The organism is Bradyrhizobium sp. NBAIM08 (assembly GCF_020193935.1).
In the GTDB taxonomy this organism is placed as follows: domain Bacteria; phylum Pseudomonadota; class Alphaproteobacteria; order Rhizobiales; family Xanthobacteraceae; genus Bradyrhizobium; species Bradyrhizobium yuanmingense.
In genome coordinates, this window is the sequence record NZ_JADYVR010000025.1 from 1 (window position 1) to 19,405 (window position 19,405).

The window sequence follows — 19,405 nt, forward strand, 5'->3', positions numbered from 1 at the left end:
CCAGGCCTTTCAAGCTCTCTCGACCAAGATCTGTGCCGCTCTCCCAGTCAGTCCGATCCGCCGACCGCAATCAATCCGCTGGTCCGAATGATTAGGCAATGTTGCCCGCGCGTCATTCCATGACATCTCGCCTTGCGCCGCGCTGAGATACGGTCCTTCGTGTCACCCGTGCAACGAAAGCTAGCTCACACTTGCCGCGGATGAGGCTCAAGGTCAGGCGCCAGTACTGCGGCCAGCTGCCGATTGGCCTCACATAGGATCCCGCCCCATTGCATTTCCCCTCGGGTCTACGGGCAAACTAGCACCGGGAAGACGTCGTTTCTCGGCGATCTGACTGCCTTCGCTGGAAACTAGCGGTGAAACTCCACGAAAGACTGGAGGTAAGTGAATGATTCCTGCAAGATACGATGGATTTTGACGCGCGAACGAATCAGCATCGGAAAGCACCCGCACCGAATGTCGCGCGCTCTGGCGCAGCCGGAGACCTAACTGGTCGTCGTGAGGTTGAGTTTCAGCGTGCGCGGCAGCGATCGTCCGCCATCCATGACGATTGATTGTCCCGTCACCGCGGAAAACTCCGATGTACAGAGAAACGCCACCATCCGGGCGACCTCCTGTTCGGTGACCAGTCGCGCCATCGGTGTTTCCATGACGACGCTGGCCTTGTAGTCGGCCATCATATTGGTACGCTCGCTGGCGATCTGGCCGGGTACGATCGCGTTGACCGTAACGAGCGGCGCAAATTCGAGCGCGAGGCACTGCGTCAAATGGATCAAAGCCTCTTTGGCAAGCCCGTATACCGAATGCGACCTCGCATAGGCCGAGGTTGCGCTCACATTGATGATCCGGCCCCAGCCCATTCGCTCCATGCCTGTGATCGCGCTTTGAGCAAGCTGGTACGGGGTCCTTAGATTCACCGCCATGACCGTCTCCCACTCCGACAAGGATAGCGACCGAAACGGTGTATCTGAATAGGGACCCGCATTGTTGACTAGGATGCCTAAGGCTCCCAGTCGCTCTGTGACCCGGCATACAAGCGCTGCCGCCGCCTCTGGGTCTCTTAGGTCAACCGGAAACAGCATCGCTTTTCCACCGATCGCGGCGATGCGAGCGACAATGCTTTCGCCCTCGCTCAAAGCACGCCGGCAATGCACCGCGACACGCGCCCCACGCCGGGCGAGCTCGACTGCGATTGCAGCGCCGGTGCCTGATGAGGAGCCGGTGACAAGGGCGACCTTGCCGTTGAGATCACATTCGCCCGCACTCATGGATCGATTCTCCTAGACCAGATCAACTTCAGCTTCGACTCGTCCAGATATTTGTTGTGTATCAGGTCGATCAGATCCTTGGCGGATGTGGCGAGCTCCGCCTCATAGGCGGCGCGATCGGTCACCTCGATGCGCTCGATGTAATCCCAGGGGCCGCCGTCGAACGGCACCGGCTCCGTCAGGCGATGAATCCGATAGCTGATGATCGTCTTCAGCTTTGCTGTAAACGGATAGTCAACCTCGCGCTCGAAGCGTTCATATTCGTCCGGGTCGACACCGGTTTTCAAGGCGGTCAGGATATAGACGACCGTCGTCATCATTTGCTCCTTATGAATATTGCTCAGAGAGGACGAACGAGCTTTGATAGCCTGAAGGCCAAGCTTCGGCAGATCCTTATGTTTGGGATCATCGGGCGCCGATAAGTACCGCTGTCCGCCAAGCACGAGCCACTCGTCTTCACCATCCCGCTCGTCTCCGACGCCAAGCTACACGCGTCATCCGTCACGTCCCTGGCAGGGCTTCGATCAGCGCGGCGCAAAGAGCCCGCGAGGAGACTGCCAGTCCTCTTTTGGGAAAAAAAGTTGGCTCGAGGCTTATGCCTGCCGATCGCTCGACGCCTTCGCGAAAGCCGCCTCGACGGCCGGCCAGACTTGCGTTCCGAAGCGCATGATGACGTCTTCGTAACTGACGCCAGGAGCCGGAACCGGAAAGATGTTGAAGCCGGTGACGCCGGCGCGGCGGAGGTCAATGACGTGCTGGGTCACCTCTTCGACAGTCCCGCAGAGGGTGAGAGCATCGACATGGCGGTCGGTGACGAGAGGAAATAATGCGGCGAACGGGGCGACGCCGGCAGCATAAGGGACTGGACCAATGGCATCGACGACCTCTTTTGGCAATGTAAGTCCCTGTGTCTGAAGCGTGTAGAACCGCGAAGTGGCTTGCGCAATGATCCGCGTCACTGAAGGGCGCAATATATCGCGCGCCTGCTTACCGTCATTGGCGATACAGCAATCAAGGCGCGCGACAAGCTTGATCTCGCCCGGAGAACGGCCGGCCTTTGTCGCCCCCTCGGCGACGGCCGACGCGAAGGCCTTTGCTTCGTCGACAGAGCCGCACCCTTCCATCATCACGCCATCGGCGACTGCGCCGCCCAATTTCTGACCGAGCGGACCATTGCTTGCGACGCGAACAGGGACGCGCGCGCGCGGCGGCGTGAAATTCAATCGGCCGCGGTGAAATCGAATGATCTCGCCCTGGTAGTCGACCTCCTGCCCGGCCATGAGCTGACGAATCAGATCGACGGCTTCGCGAATGGCGAGAGGCGGCTTGCGCGATTGGATCCCGAGCTCGGCGAAGCCGGAGACACCCGCGCCGATGCCGAGAATGGTGCGCCCCTTCGAGATTTCATCGAGGGTGCCCAGGGCCATGGCGGTCAAAGCCGGGTGGCGCGCGAACGGATCGGTCACGCAGGGACCAAGCTTGACGCGTGAGGTTTGCCCGGCCAGATAGGACAGACACGAGTAGGTTTCGCGGTAGAAGCGCTCATCCGCAAGCCAGACGGTTTCAAATCCGCTCTCTTCGGCAAGCCTGGTACGAGCGGCAAGGCGGGACACCGGTTGGTCGCCGAGCATCAACAGTTCTATCGACATGAACGTCTCCGACAGTTGCCTCCCTCCGCGCTCAAGCGAGCTGACCCGGCCGAGAGGTGATGAAGAAAAAGGGCTTGACTTGCCGCCTCGCCGGTCCGCGGCCAGGTCCCTAACCAGCCGAGGCATCCGATCCTTGAGGGCGAATGCGCGATGACGCCGAGCCACGTATTCGGGCGTCGCCATGGCGCCGGCCTTCACGAGGGTGGATTACCGGGCAACAGATAGACGAAGAAAGCCGGTCACGCTGACGCCGAATAGGGTCGGCGTCAGCAAAGAGTGACTGGCGAAGCACGAAAGCGAAGAACGACATGATCTTGTCAGCGCGTCCAGGCCGCTCTCAACTCAGCTTCATCTTGTTGAAGCGCTCGAAGGAATCCCAGTACTTCGCAACGCCCGCGAGCTCGGAACGAGTCACCCTCGCCCAATTGTCATACCAAAGCAGACCCCAGGCCGCGTCATCCAGAAGAATCTTCTGCGCATCCTTGACTGCGGCCATGCGCCTGGCTGGATCAGCCTCTCGGATATTCTCGTCGATGATCTTGTCGAGGGCAGGATTGGCGTAGCCCCCCTTGTTGGTCGCGCTGGCTTTGCTGTGAAAATTCCAATAGAGGTGATAGAATGGGTCGTTGATCCAGGACTGCCACGATTCAATCGACAGCTCGTGCCCGCCGGTCGATGACAGTTGGCGGAAGGTCGCGTCAGTCTCCTTCTCGATGCTGACCCGGAATCCGATTTTCTCCAGTTCGCGCTGAATCCATATCGCTGCTTGCTCATGCGGCGCATATCCAACACGCACCGCGAGCTTGACCGGGATCGGCTCCGAGCCGAGCCCAGCTTCCGCCATCAGTGATTTTGCTTTGGCGACATCGTAATTGTACGGCGAGAGCGAACCATCATGGCCGGGCGTTTGAGCTGCGATCGGGCTTTTCATCTGTTCGCCATAACCGTAGAGGACGTTCGGGATGATTGCGTGGATCGGCATCGCGTAATTGATCGCCTGGCGAACTTTCACGTTATCGAACGGTTTTTTCTTCAGATTCATGCAGAGAAAATTGCAATTGGTGTCGGGCAGCGACACGACATTGAGACCCGGCTCGCCCTCAAGGCTCTTGAGATTCTTCGGCGACATCGAGTTGGGTCCGATCACCATGTCGATGGCTTTGCGCTTAAGCAGGAGAATCCGGTCAGCCTCATTCGCCGTTGATTTGATGACGATGCGCTTGAAATAGGGTGACGCCCCCCAATAGCCTTGTGTGGCTTCCAGAACCACCTCGACGCCTGGCTCGTTTCTGACGGCTTTATAGGGCCCGAGCCCGGCCGTGTTGCGCTTAAGCCATTGAGAGGCCCAAGGATCGTCGGCGGTCGCGTGCAGCTTGATCTCTTCGGGATCAAGAAGTGCGTTGTTGGACAAGGACAGCACGTCGAGCAACATGGCACTCGGCGCCGGCAGGTTGATCGCAAAGGTACTATCGTCGCGCACCTCGAATTGATCTGCCTCCGTCACCCCGATCATGGTTGGAAAGATGAGCCGCATGTAGCCGGAAGATTGCAGCCCACGGTCGAAGAGATATTTCACCGCGTTCGCATTCACCGGCCGGCCGCTCGGAAATTTCAGGCCACGACGGATGTTGACGACAAGGGTTTTGTTGTCGTTCTCATACGTCCAGCTTTCGCCGATGCCGCTTGCGAAAACAGCGGGCTTGGAAATCGCAAGGTTAGGCGATCCGGCGACTGGCTCTGCACCCCAGCTCAGCACCGTGTCGTAGATGTTTGCCTGAACGATATAAGCGCCGTCGGACTTGAATTGCGCCGGATCGAAGGAATCGATATCCGTGCCCCAGGCCACCGTGAGCGTCGGACCAGCCTGTGCATTTGCAGACCCGGTAAAAAGGCCCGGCGTGAACATCGCACTGCCGCTCGCCGCCAGCTTGAGAAAGCTGCGGCGTGATTGATTTCCCAACATTCAAGTCCCCTGCGTAGGTTCTGGATTTGCGTGAACAAGCTCGAATGACGTGGATAGCTCTGTCTCGTGCGCACGAGTCTTCGAAGGCGCTCCCGCAAAGGAGCGACCCAGGAAGTTCCGCTTGCGTCCGCACAATCGACGATCGCGGAGATAAAGATGCGCCTGACGTGTTCAGACACACAGCTCGGGATAAGGCATGAACCGCTGCAGGATCCTCAGGCAGAGGCGTTTCCGCGCCTGCCTTTCGGAGCGGCCGCCGATCGCTTCTTTACGGGTTTGTCGATAACGCGCGAGAGGCAATTGGCCGCCTGCATGATGTCATCGGTCACAGCCGCGCGGGCGGCGGGGCCGTCGCGATGCGTCAGCGCATCAAGGATGCGGCGATGAGCATCCATGGAGCGGCGCAGGTGCGCGGCGTCGGGCGCAACGAGCACGAAGCACGGGCCAATCAGAACCCAGAAATTCTCGACCGCACCAAGGATGATGGGTGCTTGAGCGATCTCATAGATCCGCCTATGAAAGGCGAAATTCGCCGATAGATAAGCGGGCACATCGACTGCATCGGCCGCCGCCTGGAGACGATCATAGAGCTCAGCGACCTCACTATCGTCAACGCCCGTCATGCGGATTGCCGCGCGCTCGGCAAGAAGCCCCTCAAGCGCCACCCGTGCATCGCGCACGTCGCGCAATTGCGCGCCTGACAGATGAACGACGCTCAGGCGCGCCGTGTCGCTGAACTCGAATGCACCTTCAGCCTGCAGGCGGCGGAGCGCCTCGCGCACCGGCATCGGGCTCGAACCCAACGCCTCGGCAAGTCCTCGAATTGTCAGCCTCTGGCCCGGCGCGAAGCGGCCGGCCATTACGCCGTCACGCAAATGCCGGTAAACCTGATCCGCCATCGAGTCCCGGGCAACGGACGGCAGTAGCGGCAGCGGTTTCTTGTCCTTCACCATCGCGGGTCCCCCCAAGTCTTAATTTCGGATATGTGATCACAAATTCGCGTCTACGTCAAGTTTGCTCAGCCCATTCTTGATTTTGGACTTAAGGTTGCAGACTTGTCGGGTCGTTCGGTCAACGTGAGACTTCAGATGGGACGCGAGCGGCGGAGCACCGTTCGTCCCGCGGATCATGGGCCTGAAAAACCGGTTCTTGGAAAGGCCTCCGGCGGGCATGCCGGAGGCCTTCTGGAGGTCAAACTCGATTCTAAAAGCCTCTTCCTTTCTCCTTCGTGCTAGTTGCCAAAACAGATCACCAATTGCGCTGAGCTCGCAGGAGCAAGCTCACCGTGCTCTGGTCCTTCAGCTCGTAGGTAACTCCGGGCTTGGCAATACCCGTCTGCGCCGGCAACACCACAGTGCCGCCGGCCGCATACTTCTGGTCGAGCACGCTGTATGCCAGATCGGCCGAGAAGGTCAGGTTCTTGACCGGAGTCCAGCGAGTGATCACGCCTGCGACCGCATAGTTGAAGTCGGGGTTGCAGCCGGCCGCGCCGCTCGAGAGCGCAAGGCCCGCGACGAATGCACCGCAGATGTAGCCTTTCGCTGCACTATTATATCGCGCAGCAGCCCACGCACCGTAGATGCCAGTGTTCCAGTAAGGATCCCAGTTGTGGGTATAGCCGCCACGGAAGCCGTAGGTGGTGGTCAGTTCCTGACGGGAGCCCGCCACGAAGACCGAGTCGGCGAGACCGGCAAGGCCGACGCTCTGGTAGACCCCCGCAAGTCCCGCCCCCCCGTACATCGCGTAGGTGGTGGGTACGAGGTCCTGGAAATTATAGCGGCTTGCGCCATACGTATAAACGCCTTGGACGTTGATTGTGTCACCCGGACCGGTCGGGAGATTCTTGATTGACAAGGCCAGTTGACCCGCCCAGCCCCACTTGTCGCCGGGATGACCGGTCGTCTCGTCGGCGCCGTAGTAAGCGGCATGATTGTCATGCATCGCGACTGACGCCTGGAAGAGGCCCCAAGCCTGATCGACTCGAAGCATAGCGACAAGGTCAGGAGAGCTTGCACCGGCAATGTCGCTCGCGCCGTACGCGCCTGTCGCAAGACCAGCCACTGTCGCGCCGCTGATGTTCCAGATGTTGGTCGTGTAGTATTGGACCTGATCCTGCGCCGAGAATGATGCCGTGATACCCTGGCCGAAGTCAGCGGTGTACGTAAACTGATTCACACCCGTAACCGCACCGCCGCCGCCCGGCAGACCGTCAAAGTTGTTCGCGGGGTAATTGATCCAGGGCGTTGAGAACTGGGAGATGGTTTTGCCTATCGTGAACCCTGCGAACTGGATGAAGGCCAGATAGACACCAACCGATCCACCAGCGACGCCAGTTCCGCCGTAAACCGTCGAGCCGTTAACACCGCTGGTCCCAACACCGGTATAGCCGCCCGACCCCCAGTCGAACACACCATCGAAGAAGGTGCGGAGCATACCGTATTGTGTTGCGGTGCGCGTATCGATCGTCAGATCTTCACGGGCATTGGTGGAATAGGAGTTGCGCAGGCGATTGCCCGCTCCAGGCGCACCATTCACCGCGCCCTGCGTGTAGATCGAGTTGGTGTTGAAGGCCGCATCAACGCGCAGATAACCTCCGAGCTTGATGCATGTGTCGGTGCCGGGGATATAATAGAACCCGGCGCCATAGAGAGAGCAGACCTTCACGTATTCAATCGGCCCTGCCTTGGCCGGCAGGTCGGCCGCCTGTGCACCACCCATCAAGCTGAGCGCAGCGGCCGAACCGCAGAGCATTCGGTTAAACGTCTTCATAAAAGCCCTCCAACATCTTCTGCGGCCCTTATGGGCGGTTGCCGAAGAATGATCCCAAGTTCACGACTGTTGCTTCTCGTTTCGCGCACCTCGACGTCTTCGCCACGCGCGAATGGATCGATTTGCTTGACGTGCGACCGAGGGGCCGCTCCGTCACGGGATGGACATTATATAAGCTACTTATATATGCAACTGATATAAGTTAGCGAAGTGTCGATTCGGGAAAGAGTCGTGGTATTCGAGCAACACACCACCGCACCCGCATTGTTGCTGCGTGTTGCAAACCGGGTTAGGTAAGTTGGCGAAATAATGAAGAGGAGGTCTCGGATCATGTCCCGAGATACGACCCGGCAGCAGCCCTCGCTGAGCGCGAAAGGTCACAGGACAAGCAAACAAACCGCTCCGTCGGACCGAATCATAGGAGAAGTCGGTTGGGACATTGCGGCCATCAATGTGCATCTGGAGGACATTCGGCGGACCTGGGCAAAGGCACTTGGCGTCAGCGGCCCCCAATGGCTGATCCTAATGGCGATTGCCGATCTGGATCAGGGTGCAGGCGTGTCCGTCGGAGATGTTTCGGCGAAGATCAACGTCCGCTCCCCGTTCGTGACCGCAGAGACCAAAATGCTGGAAAAGGGGGGCTTCGTATCTCGCACTGCCTCTCCGGCGGATGGCAGGGTCGTTTTGATGTCGCTGACCGAAAAGGCTCGTAAGGCAATTACGAGCCTTGCAGCCAAGCGCAGAAAACTGGATGAGACGATTTTTGCAGATCTTGGGCACGAAAGGCTGCAAGATTTCAGAGAAGTGCTTTCGACCATCAAGCGCAGAATGGAGAAAGTGGCCCTTCAGCTCGAGCTGGATGCAAGCAAGCCGGACGTGTGAGTGGCTATATTACAGGAGCCATTCGGCTCCGAAGGATTTATGAGCAGATTGTGCGCACCGGACGCCGAGCGCGAGAGCGATTGATCCCAATTGAATTCGCGCCCTAGGCCCTCGACGCCGTGCGGGTATCATTGAGCGCCAGCGGCCGAGCGTTCTTTACGCAATTCTTTCGCGTTGGAATGCTAGGCGCCTGGTCGTTTCGGTCGATGCGCAGTTTGTCTCTGAGCCAATCGAAGATAAACTGCCGCCCAATGCTCGGATTGTCGAGTTGCCGGTGCGATGAACCGGTCTCCTCGCCCTTGAAGATCTTGAGATCCATGGGTACGCCGGCGGCGCGGCAGTGCTCATGCAAGGCAGTGATATCCTCCAGGCTGACATAGTCGTGCTCTCCCACAACGACCAAGGATGGACATTTGATCTGACGGGCAAGCTTACAGAACGGGGATAGTTTTATATCTGGACCGAAGAGGCTGGCGGTGACATATCTGTGCTCGAGATCATCCCAAAATCCGCCGTCGCAAACGGCAGCAGCCCACCTCGTTTCGGTTGCCGCCACGCGTGTGGCAAGGGCCCCTCCAAGACCATCGCCTATCAAGGCGATTCGCCTCTGATCGACGTCATCGCGGCTGAGTAGATAATCCAACCAGCGACGTAGAGCCACGCATTGATAATGGTGGACCGGTCGATCCTGGAAGCGCTCGATCTCTCGCGGCAGGTCGGTAACGAGCAATGACAGGCCGTTTGCAATGGCATGAGACTGAAATCTCACCAATAGGTCTTCTTTGGTATCTCTTTCCTCGCCGATAGCCACGACCACCGGGGATTTGCGCGGCGCGGCCGATGAACGAATGAGATAACCTTGGAGCAAATTGGTACCGAAGCGGATCTCGAGCACCTCTCCACGCGGAGACAGCACTTCCAGGAAGGCCTCGGCACATGAGTTGGCAATGCGAGACAGTTCGGGAATTCTCGGATCGCTGCGAACAAGAAAGGCGGAAGCTGTGCGATAATAGTTCAAGGCGCGCAGCCATTCGTTCCTTGCCGTCGTAAAGTGGCCTTCTGCGCTTGAGAGGCGCGCGCGCCTTGCGATCCGGTCGGCCAGGGCACGCCACTCCTCGAGCCAGCTCTCGTCGTCGCCGACAACGATCTTGCCGGCAATCATGAGGCACTCGGACACGAAGCTTGCGCCCTCTTGAGCATCTCCCAGCAGGCGTCTCAGCTGGGTGCTCTCGACCTCATGATCCGGCCAGTGGGTCCAGCCGTCAGCGTCATATCTGGGCGAGCGGTGGACATTTTTCGCCTGTTCTCGCATCATCCTGCCCTCCCTATTAAGCCGCGTAGAACGCCTCTGTTCTTTGCGGTCGATCACCTTTTTTTCGTCCAAGCGCCGAATTGACACGTGGCGATATGTCGTATGGTGCGGCGCGCGCATGCAATGCTATTTGAACTCATGCTCGAACCCGAAAACGCGACGATTAGGCCGGCTGGTCACATTGAACCGCCATCGGCTCGTCCTGCGGAACGTGTGACCATTTCGTGTTCGCCTATGCCCAGCGGAGTCTAGGCGACGACAACGCACGCGCTCACGGCAGAGAGCCAGACGCTATTCACAGCTCACCGAGTTCTCCTGTCTTCGCCCCGAACGCTGATCGGTGGCCCTTGGCTGCCTTGCTGAGCTGGCGCCGGTCTCATTCGCAAAAGGTCGCCACAAGATCGCACTCAGAAGCCGACATCGCTCGTCCCTTTCAACTTCAGCATGACACGAGCCTCGTCCGGGGTTGCTGCCTCTAATCCGAGTCCTTTCAGGATCGAGCGGGCTAGCCTCACTTGCTCGGCGCTGGAGGTGGCGAGCTTGCCAGGCCCCGCCCAAAGGCTGTCCTCGAGTCCCACGCGGATATTGCCGCCCATTGCCGCAGCCATGGCGCCTATGCGCATCTGCGCGGCGCCCGCGCCGAGTACCGACCAGACATAGTCGTCGCCGAACAGCCGCTCGGCCGTGCGGCGCATGGTGACGATGTCCTCATGATGCGCCCCGATCCCGCCGAGCAAACCGAAGACGGACTGGATGAAGAACGGCGGCCGCACCACTCCGCGGTCGACAAAGTGCTTAAGATTATAGAGGTGGCCGACATCGTAGCATTCGAATTCAAATCGCGTGCCACTGGGCGCGCACAATGCGAGGACCTGCTCGATCTCGGCAAAGGTGTTACGGAAAACGAGGTCGCGTGAAGACTCCAGGTGCTCGCGTTCCCACTGATGGGTGAACTCGTGATAACGCTCGAGCATCGGAAACAGGCCGAAATTGAAGGAGCCCATGTTGAGCGAGGCCAGCTCAGGCCGGAAATGCCGGGCGGGCTCCACGCGTTCGGCGACCGTCATGAATGGGCTGCCGCCGGTCGTGATGTTGATCACGGCCCCCGATCTGCGGCTCAACTCCGGGAGAATCTTCGCAAATCCTTCGACCGATTGGTCCGGCTGACCAGTTTTCGGGTTGCGTGCATGCACATGCAGAATCGCAGCTCCCGCTTCCGCAGCCCGCACGCCCTCTTCGATGATCTCCTCCGGTGTCACCGGCAGGTGCGCGGACATTGAGGGCGTGTGGATCGCGCCGGTTAAGGCGCAAGTGAGAATGACCTTGCCAGGCCTGGCCATGTGAAACCTCAAGAGCTAATCGGTAGTGGGTAAGCGGCGGCGGCCGCGGAATTTTCGGCTTTTATGGCAGGACAGCCGGATCAGGAGTGCCCATCGCGCTTGCGCACGATGGATCTCCTCGCCTGCCAATTGATGACGAGGCAGCTTTTCGCGAGGTCAGCTGGCGAACCGCGGCTCCGGTATGCCCCGGACGCCAAGCCCCTTGATTGCAAATAGGGCCCCGCGCTGCTGTCCGTCATCGGGAAATCGCGGCAAGGGCGGCTTCGCCATGGAGGTCACATAGAGAATGTCGAGGTTGGGACCACCGAACATCACGCTCGTGACCTTGCGCACCGGCATCTGAATAACGCGCTCAACGCTGCCGTCGGGCGCGTAGCGTACGAGCTTTCCATCATAAACAAGCGCTTGCCAAAGAAATCCTTCTGCATCGACCGTAGCGCCATCGGCAGCACCGCCGTTTGAGCGATCTACTGGCGCGAAACGGCGCCGCTTGGTCGCAGCGCCGGTCTCGATGTCATAGTCGTAGGCCCAGATTTCTCCAGTCCAGGTGTCGGCGAAATAGAAGGTCTGGTCGTCCGGGCTCCAGCACGGGCCATTGGACACGATGATCTTCTCGTCCAGGACGTGCAGCGAGAGATCGGGATCGAGCCGGTAGAGACGGCCAGAGGCCTGATCCTCCAGTGTATCCATGGAACCGAACACGAAACGCCCGCGGCGATCGACTTTGCCGTCATTCAATCGATTGCGCGGCAAATGTGCCTCGGGGGCCGCGATCAGCTTCAGCTCCCCGCTCTCCAGATCGAGATCATGCAGGCCCGATTGCAGCGCGACGAGCGCATGCGTACCGTCGCGACGAAGCGCCATCGAGCCGATTTTCGCTCCAACATCCCAGGCGCGAAGCTCGCGTCCATCTGCGGTCGCACGAAAAACGCGACCATCGATGCTGTCTATCCAGTACAGACGCTGCTGCTCGGTGTCCCAAAGCGGGCCTTCGCCAAGCGTCGTCTTCAGATCCGCCACGATCTCGATCTGCAAAGTCATCCCCCCCATTCTCACGTTTCACAGGTATTCCACATTCCCGTCAACGCTGATCGCCTGGCCAGTCACATTGCGTGCACCTGGCGAGCAGAGGAATAAGGCCATGGCCGCAACGTCCTCAGCCGTCACCATGCGACGCAGCGAGATCTTCTTGAGGTATTCCTGGCGCATCGCCTCGTAGCTGGTATGGAGCTGCTCGGCGCGCGCGCGGATTACGCCCTCCATGCGCGGGCCCTCGACGATACCGGGCAAAAGCGCATTGACGCGGATGTCGTCAGGACCGAGTTCGGCAGCAAGCGATTTGACGAGCCCAACAATAGCCCATTTCGTTGCCGCGTACGGGGTACGCCAGGCATAACCGAGGCGGCCGGCAACGGAGGCCATGCAGAGGATTTGTCCATAGCGAGATTGGCGAAGCATCGGGACCGCATGACGGGCGAAGCGGTACTGTGCATTGAGATTGATATCGATCGTTTGCTGCCAATCGAACTCTGCAATGGCATCGATTCCGCCCGTCGGTCCGGCAATGCCGGCATTGTTGATGAGCACGTCGAGCCCACCCCAACGCGCAGCCTGCGCGCGAAAGACGGCCGCGACCGCACCGCGGTCCGATACGTCGGCCTTTGTGGCAAGGACCTGCGGATGTTGATTGCAGAAGCTTGCAAGCGCATCGTCGTTGACGTCGCAGATATGCACATACGCACCAGCCTCAACGAAGGCACCCGCAAGTGCGGCGCCAATGCCGGATGCGCCCGCCGAGATCAGGACGCGCAGCTCGGGATGAGGCACAAGACGCTGCAGCACGCTCATGCCGGTGCACCTCCCCGGCCGCGTCTCGGAACGGCCACGGAGCGCCCAATGCCCGCATTGTCGAGAAAGCGGGACAGACAATTGGCGGCCTGCATGATGTCGTCTGTCACAGCGGCACGAGCGGCGGGCGCATCGCGGCTCAACAGCGCATCGAGGATCTGGCGGTGCGCGTCCATAGAACGCTGCAGGTGGGCAGCGTCGGGAGCAACGAGCACGAAGCACGGACCAATGAGCAGCCAAAAATGCTCGACGGCGCCGAGAATCGCCGGTGCCTGTGCAATTTGGTAGATCCGCCGATGAAAGGCGAAGTTGGTCCAGAGATAAGCGGGTCCATTGACTGCATCAGCGGCGCTCTGCAGCCGGCCGTAGAGTTGCGCCACCTCGGCATCGTCGACACGCGTCATACGCGAAGCCGCGCGCTCGGCCAGCAGCCCCTCGAGCGCCACGCGCGCATCGCGCACATCCCGCAGCTGCGCCTCGGACAGGCTCCCAACGCTCAGTCGCGCCGAATCGCGGAATTCGAAGGCGCCCTCGGCTTGCAGGCGGCGGAGCGCCTCCCGTACCGACGTCGGGCTTGAGCCCAGCGCCTCGGCAAGGCCCCGGATTGTCAACTTCTGACCCGGCGCAAAGCGTCCGGCCATCAGACCATCTCTCAAATGCCGGTAAACCTGATCCGCCATCGAGTCCCGGACGAGGGACGGCAACGGCAGCAGGGCAATGAGGTTGCGCGATTCCAAGTTCCCTCTCCTATATGAGATATGTGATCACATTATGAAAAACCCGTCAAGCTTCGTCGGCGGGATTCCCGAATCGCGCGTTGAGGCAATTGCCGCCCGGCTGGCGGCGGCAGAATGCCTCGCAGAGGAGGCAAGAGGATTGAGCTTTTCACGCACCGAGGAGTTCGTTCGATGACAGCTGAAGGATGCCGACTGCGTAGAGCCCATCCACGAAGGCCCGATACTGCGGTCGCGCCGCAACGATGGCGGCAACGAGTCTCCTCCCTGAAGCGATCTCGCCGGCGCGGATCAGCAGCACGCCCTTCCAGAAGGTTGGCTCTGGATCAAAGCCGATCAATCCCTGGGCGTTCGTGAGCATGCGCAGCGCCTCTGCAAGCTGCGGACCTGTCGCTGCCGTCTCGCCCGAGAGCAGCCCGGGTGTGAAGACAGATGCGCCGAAGATCGTGTGGGCCTGAGAGAGCTTGGTGAGCCTGCGCAATTCGGCAAGCGGCTCCGGATGGTCGTCAACTCGCACATCGATGAGCCGGTTAGCCCAGGGCGCTGGAGCGATTTCGGCGGACACAACGAGGAGCGCGGCCGACATCCGGCCGCGGGCGTCACCTCCAGCGGCTTCAGCTGCATCCATCGCCGCGAGCATGCGGTCGAGAAGTGGGCCGGCAGTATCCTCGTAAGCTGCCAGCATGGCGGGAACCACGGCGTCGCTGGCCAGCATGTTTCCCAGCACCACAACGTTGCTGGCCTCGAGCTGAGCGCGGTGGGGAACGCAGCGATCGCCAGTGAACATGGCTTTGCCGCCAGCGGCATCGAGAAAGGCGACTTGGCGCAGCTCTCGGTCCTCGTCCTTCGCAAGCAGGCTCGTGAGCGCCATCGGCGCCGACACGCCGGAGGCCATGAGATCCAGCCCGTTCGGCCCGTAAGCTGGATCAACGAACGATTGGGTCGCAACAACACCAACGCCGGCTCGCGCAAACGGCACAACGCGCCCGAGGGCGAAATAATGCGATTGGCTCGCAACACCCAACTCACCCGTAACCGAATCCCGGGCGACAATCGAGTACGTCATCATCAAGACTCCACACGCTCGAGGTGCGCCTTGATCGCCGCGATCAAAGCCAGCGGATCCTCCAGCATCGGCAAATGACCGATACCTGGCAGGAGAACGTGCGGAGCATGCAGCGAGGCTGCCATTTCTGCGCCGGCTGCGGGAGGGCAAGTCAGGTCGAACTCCCCGGTCAGAACCGTCACAGGGCAATTGACGCTGGCCACATGGGCGCGGATATCGGCCGCGCAGGCGGCTCTCCACACGCGACGGATGTCGTCCTTTCCGTTTGGATTGCGCAGCGCAATGGTCTTGGCCACCACTTCGGCAGACGCGTGTGGACCCAGCGCATATTTCGGCAAGATAAGCTCAAACATTTCGGTGACGGTGTGATACTCGAGGGTGGCTAGAACAGCCGCATTGTCAGAATCTCGCGAGTAGAGCTGACTGCCTACCGCAACAACCGAGAGGACCCGTTTGGGCTCTGCAGCGGCGAGATAGACCGAAATTGCTCCACCAAGCGAACCGCCGATGGCGTGGAAGCGATCGATGCCTGCCCGGTCCACGGCATCGATGCAGTCCTGCGCCCACCGCGCAAGGTCGTACTGTTCGGCCGGCGGCGAGTCACCGAATCCACGCATGTCGGGGACAATCGTAAATCGGTCGGCGAATGCCGGAACAATTTCGGCCCACGCCGCGCCCTTGAGATTGATAGGATGCACGAACAGGATTGGCGGCCTGCTCGCGTCGGTCTCGCCATGGTAAGAAACGGCGATCGGACCGACCGGTCGCTTGATAGTGAGCCGCCTCATGAGTCCTCCACGGTCACGACGTTCCGAACGGCCGAAGGGACGCTCGATTGCGTGTGCTCTCCCTTTCCAGTGAGGCTCGCGCACTACGGTCCATCCGCTTCTCGGCGGTCACATCGGGCGGCAAGTTCAGCTGGAAAATCTTCTTTGGACGTTCTTCGCCCCGGCGGGATCAGCCTGTCCGCCGGATGTAGGCGGCGCGGCCAGCCCGGCGGGGCGCTCGCTTTGATTACAGCTTTTGGTCGTCCGTAACCGAGAAGCTCTTGCCGAAGCCTGGCGGCAGATAACCCACGCCGCGGCTGGCGTAGCTATCGCCGAACGGCTGCCGGATCTTGTCTTTGGGCGCCATCTCCGAGCAGTGGAAGTGCCAGATCTTCCACTCCGGCTTTCCCTCTCCGTCGTTGCGCACGTAAATTTCGGTGCTGCGCAGGTACTGGTCCGGTTTGTCGGCTTCCTCGAAATTGCCTTCGCAAAGCAGGTAGGCCATGTCGCCATGGAGATCCAGACGCCAGATGTGCATGACCGCAGGCTTCGATCGCGGCCTGTCCTTGAACGACTCCCAAAAAGCGGTCAGTTCCTCCCGCCCAAAGTACGGATCGCCGCTAAGGTTGAAATTCAAGAACGCGGTGCCACTCGGGAAGCAGGTTCGCATCAAGGGGATATCCCACTTGTGATTGGCAACCCACCAGTCGCGGTGCACTTTCAAAATGGCTGCTCGGTCCTCATTTAAAGTCGGCATGAATGCTCCTGATTGGTGTGATCGTTAAATTGGCCGCCGGGAAAATCCCCCTCAGATTGGCGACCTCATCGGCCTTCGGGTCAAAGACCGAGGCAGATTCTTGTGCTTACGCCTCGGCCACTAGCAGTCGCTCTGGACAGCAGTTCTGAGCGGTTCAGCTGAGCGCGCGCCAGAAACGCGAAATTTCGAGCGCTGAAGCAGGGCGTTGCCGCTGCTCGTCGTGATCCACTGACGCGGACGGCGCCAAGAATGCACTTGGATGGCCTGCAACGCTGAGCCAACTCATAGGCCGCGGAATAGTTGATCCAATGACTCTTGCGGCACAGCGCATTGCGCGCCCACAACAAGCTTGAGCTGAGAGCAACACGAAGAGATGGCGCGAAGCGCCGGCCGATCGAAGCTGGATGCGCGATCAATGCCCGGCGAAGCGTGCGCTGGCGCGATAATGCGGCTCACTTTAGGGTCCCTCCGTTCTCGATATGTGATCACAAATCAAATTCAGCGTCAAGCATTCCCGGCCGACGCCTTTCGGCATCGTCTCAGGCTCGCGCGGGACGCGCTCCCATTACGTCATTTCAAGCGCGCGGGACCGAGGGATGTTTCGCACCTCGCGATGGTCGTCCAGTCCCGTAACAATCGGAGTGAGCGCCGGAGGGTTCAGCGACGCGAGATAACGATCGTCAGCAACTTCGCCATAGAGCGTCGTACGTTGGCGCGGCAGGCGTGCCATGGCCCGGATGAGCTCTTCCATTTGTTTTGGAGCCATCTCGTGGCCATGCTGAGCACCGGCTGAACGCGAGATCGTTTCGTCCATCAGCGTGCCGCCGAGATCGTTCACACCAGCCTCAAGGCAGGCGCGAATGCCTTGTTCGCCGAGTTTCACCCAAGAGGTTTGGATGTTGGAGATTTTCGTGTGGAAGACGAGCCGCCCGATGGCATGCATGAGAACGACTTCGCGGAAGGTCGGCCCCTTGCGCGAGCGCCCTTTCAAGTAGATCGGGGCCTCCATGTGCACGAACGGCAATGGGACAAATTCAGTGAAGCCGCCGGTCTCGGTCTGAAGATCCCGGATGCGCAACAGATGCTTTGCCCAATGCTCGTAACGGTCGACATGACCGAACATGATCGTTGCGGTGCTGCGCAATCCGGCTCTATGGGCCGCTGCCATGACCTGCAGCCATTGCGCGGTGTTGATCTTGTCGGGACACAGAATCGCGCGGACCTCGTCGTCCAGGATTTCTGCGGCGGTCCCGGGCAATGTACCAAGACCGGCGTCCTTCAACTCGCGCAGAAACTCATCGACCGAAACTCCGAGCGTCTTGGCCCCCTGAAACACCTCCAAGGGCGAGAAAGCATGGATATGCATTTCGGGCGTGAACTGCTTTACGGTCCGACAAATCTCAAGATACTTTGCGCCGGTGTAGGCGGGATGGATGCCGCCCTGCATGCAGACTTCGGTCGCGCCACGCTCCCAGGCTTCGCGCGCGCGCCGCCCGATCTCATCCATGGAAATATCGTACGGCCGCCCGCGCAAGTTCTCGGCGAGCTTTCCTTTCGAGAACGCGCAGAACTGGCACCTGAAGTAGCAGATATTAGTGTAGTTTATGTTGCGGTTGACGACATAACTAACGCAATCCCCATTGACGGAGCGGCGCAGCTCGTCAGCAGCGCGGCACACGGCCGTGAAATCGCACTCCTCGGCTTCGAACAGCGACACGATCTCTGCCTCGTCGAGTCGTGCCCCAGAATGAGCCTTTGCGACGATTCTCCGAAAGCTGCCGGTTAGGACGGCGGGCGAGCTGGCATCTTCACGCAGCATCGCGAGGTCCCCGGCAGGCGGCTCGCACCTCGCTCCAGGGCACCATTCGTCTCGGCGCGGCCAGCCATGTCCGTCGACAAGACCGAGCAGGTTCTTCTGCAGCGACATGTCAGTCCAGCGAGCATATTGACGCGCATAGGGCGGATAAACTGCGAGGCGTTCGACGAGCGTCTTGCCGCATTGAACGGTGGCCTCGGAGAGACGTGCCAGATGCGGCCATGGCGCCTCCGGATTGACATGGTCCGGTGTAACCGGGGATACGCCGCCCCAGTCATTGATGCCAGCGGCCAGAATCTTGTCCAGTACGCCCGGGCTGAGATTGGGGGGAGCCTGGATGTTCATGTCGGGCCGGAACAGCAATCGCGCGAGCGCAATGGTCCACAGATGCTCTTCCATTGTTGGGGCCGCCGCGCCCCTCATGCGGGTATCCGGCTTCGGCTTGAAGTTCTGGATAATGACTTCCTGAATGTGCCCGTAGCTTTCGTCTAAATTGCGCAATGCAAGCAATGAGGAGATGCGCTCAAGCGGCGTCTCGCCGATACCGATGAGCAATCCGCTCGTGAATGGGACCGAGAGCTGGCCTGCCAGTTCAATTGTCCGCAACCGACTTCCAGGCTCCTTGTCAGGTGAGCCGAAATGTGGCCCCCCGGGCTCGCACAGTCGTGCCGAGGCGCTCTCGAGCATGATCCCTTGCGAGATGGAGACCTTGCGCAAAGCTGCGATATCGTCGGCCTCCATCAAGCCTGGATTGAGGTGCGGCAACAAGCCAGTCTCGCAGAAAACCACGCGCGCGGCTTCCTGGAGGTAGGCGAGCGTCGATGCAAAGCCCATCTCGTGCAGCTCTCGCTCGGCCTGGCGGTAGCGCAGCTCAGGCTTGTCGCCCAGCGTAAACAGCGCCTCCTTGCAGCCGGCCTCACGACCGGCACGCGCGATCGCCAGCACCTCATCGATGGTGAGGTAGGCACGCTGCCCTTTTTGGGGCGGATGGGCGAATGTGCAGTAGTGGCAGACATCCCGGCATAACTGGGTCAGCGGAATGAAGACTTTTCGCGAGTAGGAGATCTTTCTGCCGTGAGCCTCATCCCGCTTTGATGCCGCCATCCGCATGAGATCGGGAAGGGACACGTCGCTGACGAGAGACATGGCCTCGGAAGCGGAAATGTCACTTCGCCTCAAGGATTCCAGAAGCATCCGATCCACCATTCTCAGAACTCCTCACGCTCCGCGAAAA

General features: G+C 60.1%; 16 protein-coding genes. 1 reads left to right on the forward strand and 15 read right to left on the reverse strand.

What is annotated here, in order from left to right; all coding sequences use genetic code 11:
- Window positions 1-485: 485 nt before the first annotated feature.
- From I6F37_RS37295 to I6F37_RS37320, 6 genes are all read right to left on the reverse strand, one after another.
- Window positions 486-1,268 carry an SDR family NAD(P)-dependent oxidoreductase gene (locus tag I6F37_RS37295; RefSeq protein ID WP_225131283.1) on the reverse strand — a complete coding sequence of 261 codons (783 nt, stop codon included), beginning with the start codon at window positions 1,266-1,268 and terminating at the stop codon, window positions 486-488.
- On the reverse strand, window positions 1,265-1,711 hold the full coding sequence (locus I6F37_RS37300) for a hypothetical protein (protein ID WP_225144544.1): 447 nt from the start codon (window positions 1,709-1,711) through the stop codon (window positions 1,265-1,267). Before I6F37_RS37300 ends, I6F37_RS37295 begins: the two co-directional genes overlap by 4 nt.
- A 150-nt stretch (window positions 1,712-1,861) precedes the next feature.
- Window positions 1,862-2,917 carry an LLM class flavin-dependent oxidoreductase gene (locus tag I6F37_RS37305; RefSeq protein ID WP_225131287.1) on the reverse strand — a complete coding sequence of 352 codons (1,056 nt, stop codon included), beginning with the start codon at window positions 2,915-2,917 and terminating at the stop codon, window positions 1,862-1,864.
- Window positions 2,918-3,254: 337 nt separating this feature from the next.
- Window positions 3,255-4,880, reverse strand: coding sequence for an ABC transporter substrate-binding protein (locus I6F37_RS37310; RefSeq protein ID WP_225131289.1), 1,626 nt, complete (start codon window positions 4,878-4,880; stop codon window positions 3,255-3,257).
- A gap of 215 nt (window positions 4,881-5,095) precedes the next feature.
- Window positions 5,096-5,833, reverse strand: a complete 738-nt coding sequence (locus I6F37_RS37315; protein WP_225148707.1) for a GntR family transcriptional regulator — start codon at window positions 5,831-5,833, stop codon at window positions 5,096-5,098.
- 295 nt (window positions 5,834-6,128) lie between these two features.
- Window positions 6,129-7,649 (reverse strand): porin, encoded by a 1,521-nt coding sequence (locus I6F37_RS37320; protein ID WP_225131292.1) that lies wholly within the window; start codon window positions 7,647-7,649, stop codon window positions 6,129-6,131.
- Between the two features lie 330 nt (window positions 7,650-7,979).
- Between I6F37_RS37320 and I6F37_RS37325 the strand changes: the two genes are divergently transcribed.
- Window positions 7,980-8,531 carry a MarR family winged helix-turn-helix transcriptional regulator gene (locus I6F37_RS37325; RefSeq protein WP_225131295.1) on the forward strand — a complete coding sequence of 184 codons (552 nt, stop codon included), beginning with the start codon at window positions 7,980-7,982 and terminating at the stop codon, window positions 8,529-8,531.
- Window positions 8,532-8,634: 103 nt separating this feature from the next.
- Here the strand turns inward: I6F37_RS37325 and I6F37_RS37330 are convergent, their stop codons facing one another.
- The 9 genes from I6F37_RS37330 to cofH form a co-directional block, all read right to left on the reverse strand.
- On the reverse strand, window positions 8,635-9,846 hold the full coding sequence (locus I6F37_RS37330; protein WP_225131297.1) for a S9 family peptidase: 1,212 nt from the start codon (window positions 9,844-9,846) through the stop codon (window positions 8,635-8,637).
- A gap of 404 nt (window positions 9,847-10,250) precedes the next feature.
- The gene (locus I6F37_RS37335; protein WP_225131299.1) at window positions 10,251-11,183 is read right to left on the reverse strand and encodes a 3-keto-5-aminohexanoate cleavage protein; all 933 of its coding nucleotides are present in this window, start codon (window positions 11,181-11,183) and stop codon (window positions 10,251-10,253) included.
- 156 nt (window positions 11,184-11,339) lie between these two features.
- Window positions 11,340-12,218, reverse strand: coding sequence for an SMP-30/gluconolactonase/LRE family protein (locus I6F37_RS37340; protein WP_225140369.1), 879 nt, complete (start codon window positions 12,216-12,218; stop codon window positions 11,340-11,342).
- A 24-nt stretch (window positions 12,219-12,242) separates the two neighbouring features.
- Complete coding sequence (locus tag I6F37_RS37345; RefSeq protein ID WP_225131302.1) at window positions 12,243-13,031, reverse strand: SDR family oxidoreductase; 789 nt, start codon at window positions 13,029-13,031, stop codon at window positions 12,243-12,245.
- The gene (locus tag I6F37_RS37350) at window positions 13,028-13,768 is read right to left on the reverse strand and encodes a GntR family transcriptional regulator (protein WP_225131304.1); all 741 of its coding nucleotides are present in this window, start codon (window positions 13,766-13,768) and stop codon (window positions 13,028-13,030) included. The genes I6F37_RS37345 and I6F37_RS37350 overlap by 4 nt, the downstream gene beginning before the upstream one ends.
- Before the next feature lie 148 nt (window positions 13,769-13,916).
- Window positions 13,917-14,834: a DUF1028 domain-containing protein gene (locus I6F37_RS37355; protein WP_225131306.1), complete on the reverse strand. Its 918-nt coding sequence runs from the start codon at window positions 14,832-14,834 to the stop codon at window positions 13,917-13,919.
- Window positions 14,834-15,619: an alpha/beta fold hydrolase gene (locus I6F37_RS37360; RefSeq protein WP_225131308.1), complete on the reverse strand. Its 786-nt coding sequence runs from the start codon at window positions 15,617-15,619 to the stop codon at window positions 14,834-14,836. The genes I6F37_RS37355 and I6F37_RS37360 overlap by 1 nt, the downstream gene beginning before the upstream one ends.
- Window positions 15,620-15,845: 226 nt before the next feature.
- Window positions 15,846-16,355 (reverse strand): nuclear transport factor 2 family protein, encoded by a 510-nt coding sequence (locus I6F37_RS37365; protein ID WP_225131310.1) that lies wholly within the window; start codon window positions 16,353-16,355, stop codon window positions 15,846-15,848.
- Between the two features lie 565 nt (window positions 16,356-16,920).
- A complete protein-coding gene (cofH, locus tag I6F37_RS37370) occupies window positions 16,921-19,377 on the reverse strand; it encodes a 5-amino-6-(D-ribitylamino)uracil--L-tyrosine 4-hydroxyphenyl transferase CofH (RefSeq protein WP_225131312.1) in 2,457 nt (818 codons plus the stop codon).
- Window positions 19,378-19,405: the final 28 nt, after the last annotated feature.

Coding starts and splice junctions, on each gene's coding strand:
- I6F37_RS37360 (WP_225131308.1), bottom strand. CDS start 15,619: ATGAGGCGGCTCACTATCAAGCGACCGGTCGGTCCGATCGCCGTTTCT.
- I6F37_RS37355 (WP_225131306.1), bottom strand. CDS start 14,834: ATGATGACGTACTCGATTGTCGCCCGGGATTCGGTTACGGGTGAGTTG.
- cofH (WP_225131312.1), bottom strand. CDS start 19,377: ATGGTGGATCGGATGCTTCTGGAATCCTTGAGGCGAAGTGACATTTCC.
- I6F37_RS37305 (WP_225131287.1), bottom strand. CDS start 2,917: ATGTCGATAGAACTGTTGATGCTCGGCGACCAACCGGTGTCCCGCCTT.
- I6F37_RS37295 (WP_225131283.1), bottom strand. CDS start 1,268: ATGAGTGCGGGCGAATGTGATCTCAACGGCAAGGTCGCCCTTGTCACC.
- I6F37_RS37335 (WP_225131299.1), bottom strand. CDS start 11,183: ATGGCCAGGCCTGGCAAGGTCATTCTCACTTGCGCCTTAACCGGCGCG.
- I6F37_RS37310 (WP_225131289.1), bottom strand. CDS start 4,880: ATGTTGGGAAATCAATCACGCCGCAGCTTTCTCAAGCTGGCGGCGAGC.
- I6F37_RS37315 (WP_225148707.1), bottom strand. CDS start 5,833: ATGGTGAAGGACAAGAAACCGCTGCCGCTACTGCCGTCCGTTGCCCGG.
- I6F37_RS37345 (WP_225131302.1), bottom strand. CDS start 13,031: ATGAGCGTGCTGCAGCGTCTTGTGCCTCATCCCGAGCTGCGCGTCCTG.
- I6F37_RS37325 (WP_225131295.1), top strand. CDS start 7,980: ATGTCCCGAGATACGACCCGGCAGCAGCCCTCGCTGAGCGCGAAAGGT.
- I6F37_RS37330 (WP_225131297.1), bottom strand. CDS start 9,846: ATGATGCGAGAACAGGCGAAAAATGTCCACCGCTCGCCCAGATATGAC.
- I6F37_RS37365 (WP_225131310.1), bottom strand. CDS start 16,355: ATGCCGACTTTAAATGAGGACCGAGCAGCCATTTTGAAAGTGCACCGC.
- I6F37_RS37320 (WP_225131292.1), bottom strand. CDS start 7,649: ATGAAGACGTTTAACCGAATGCTCTGCGGTTCGGCCGCTGCGCTCAGC.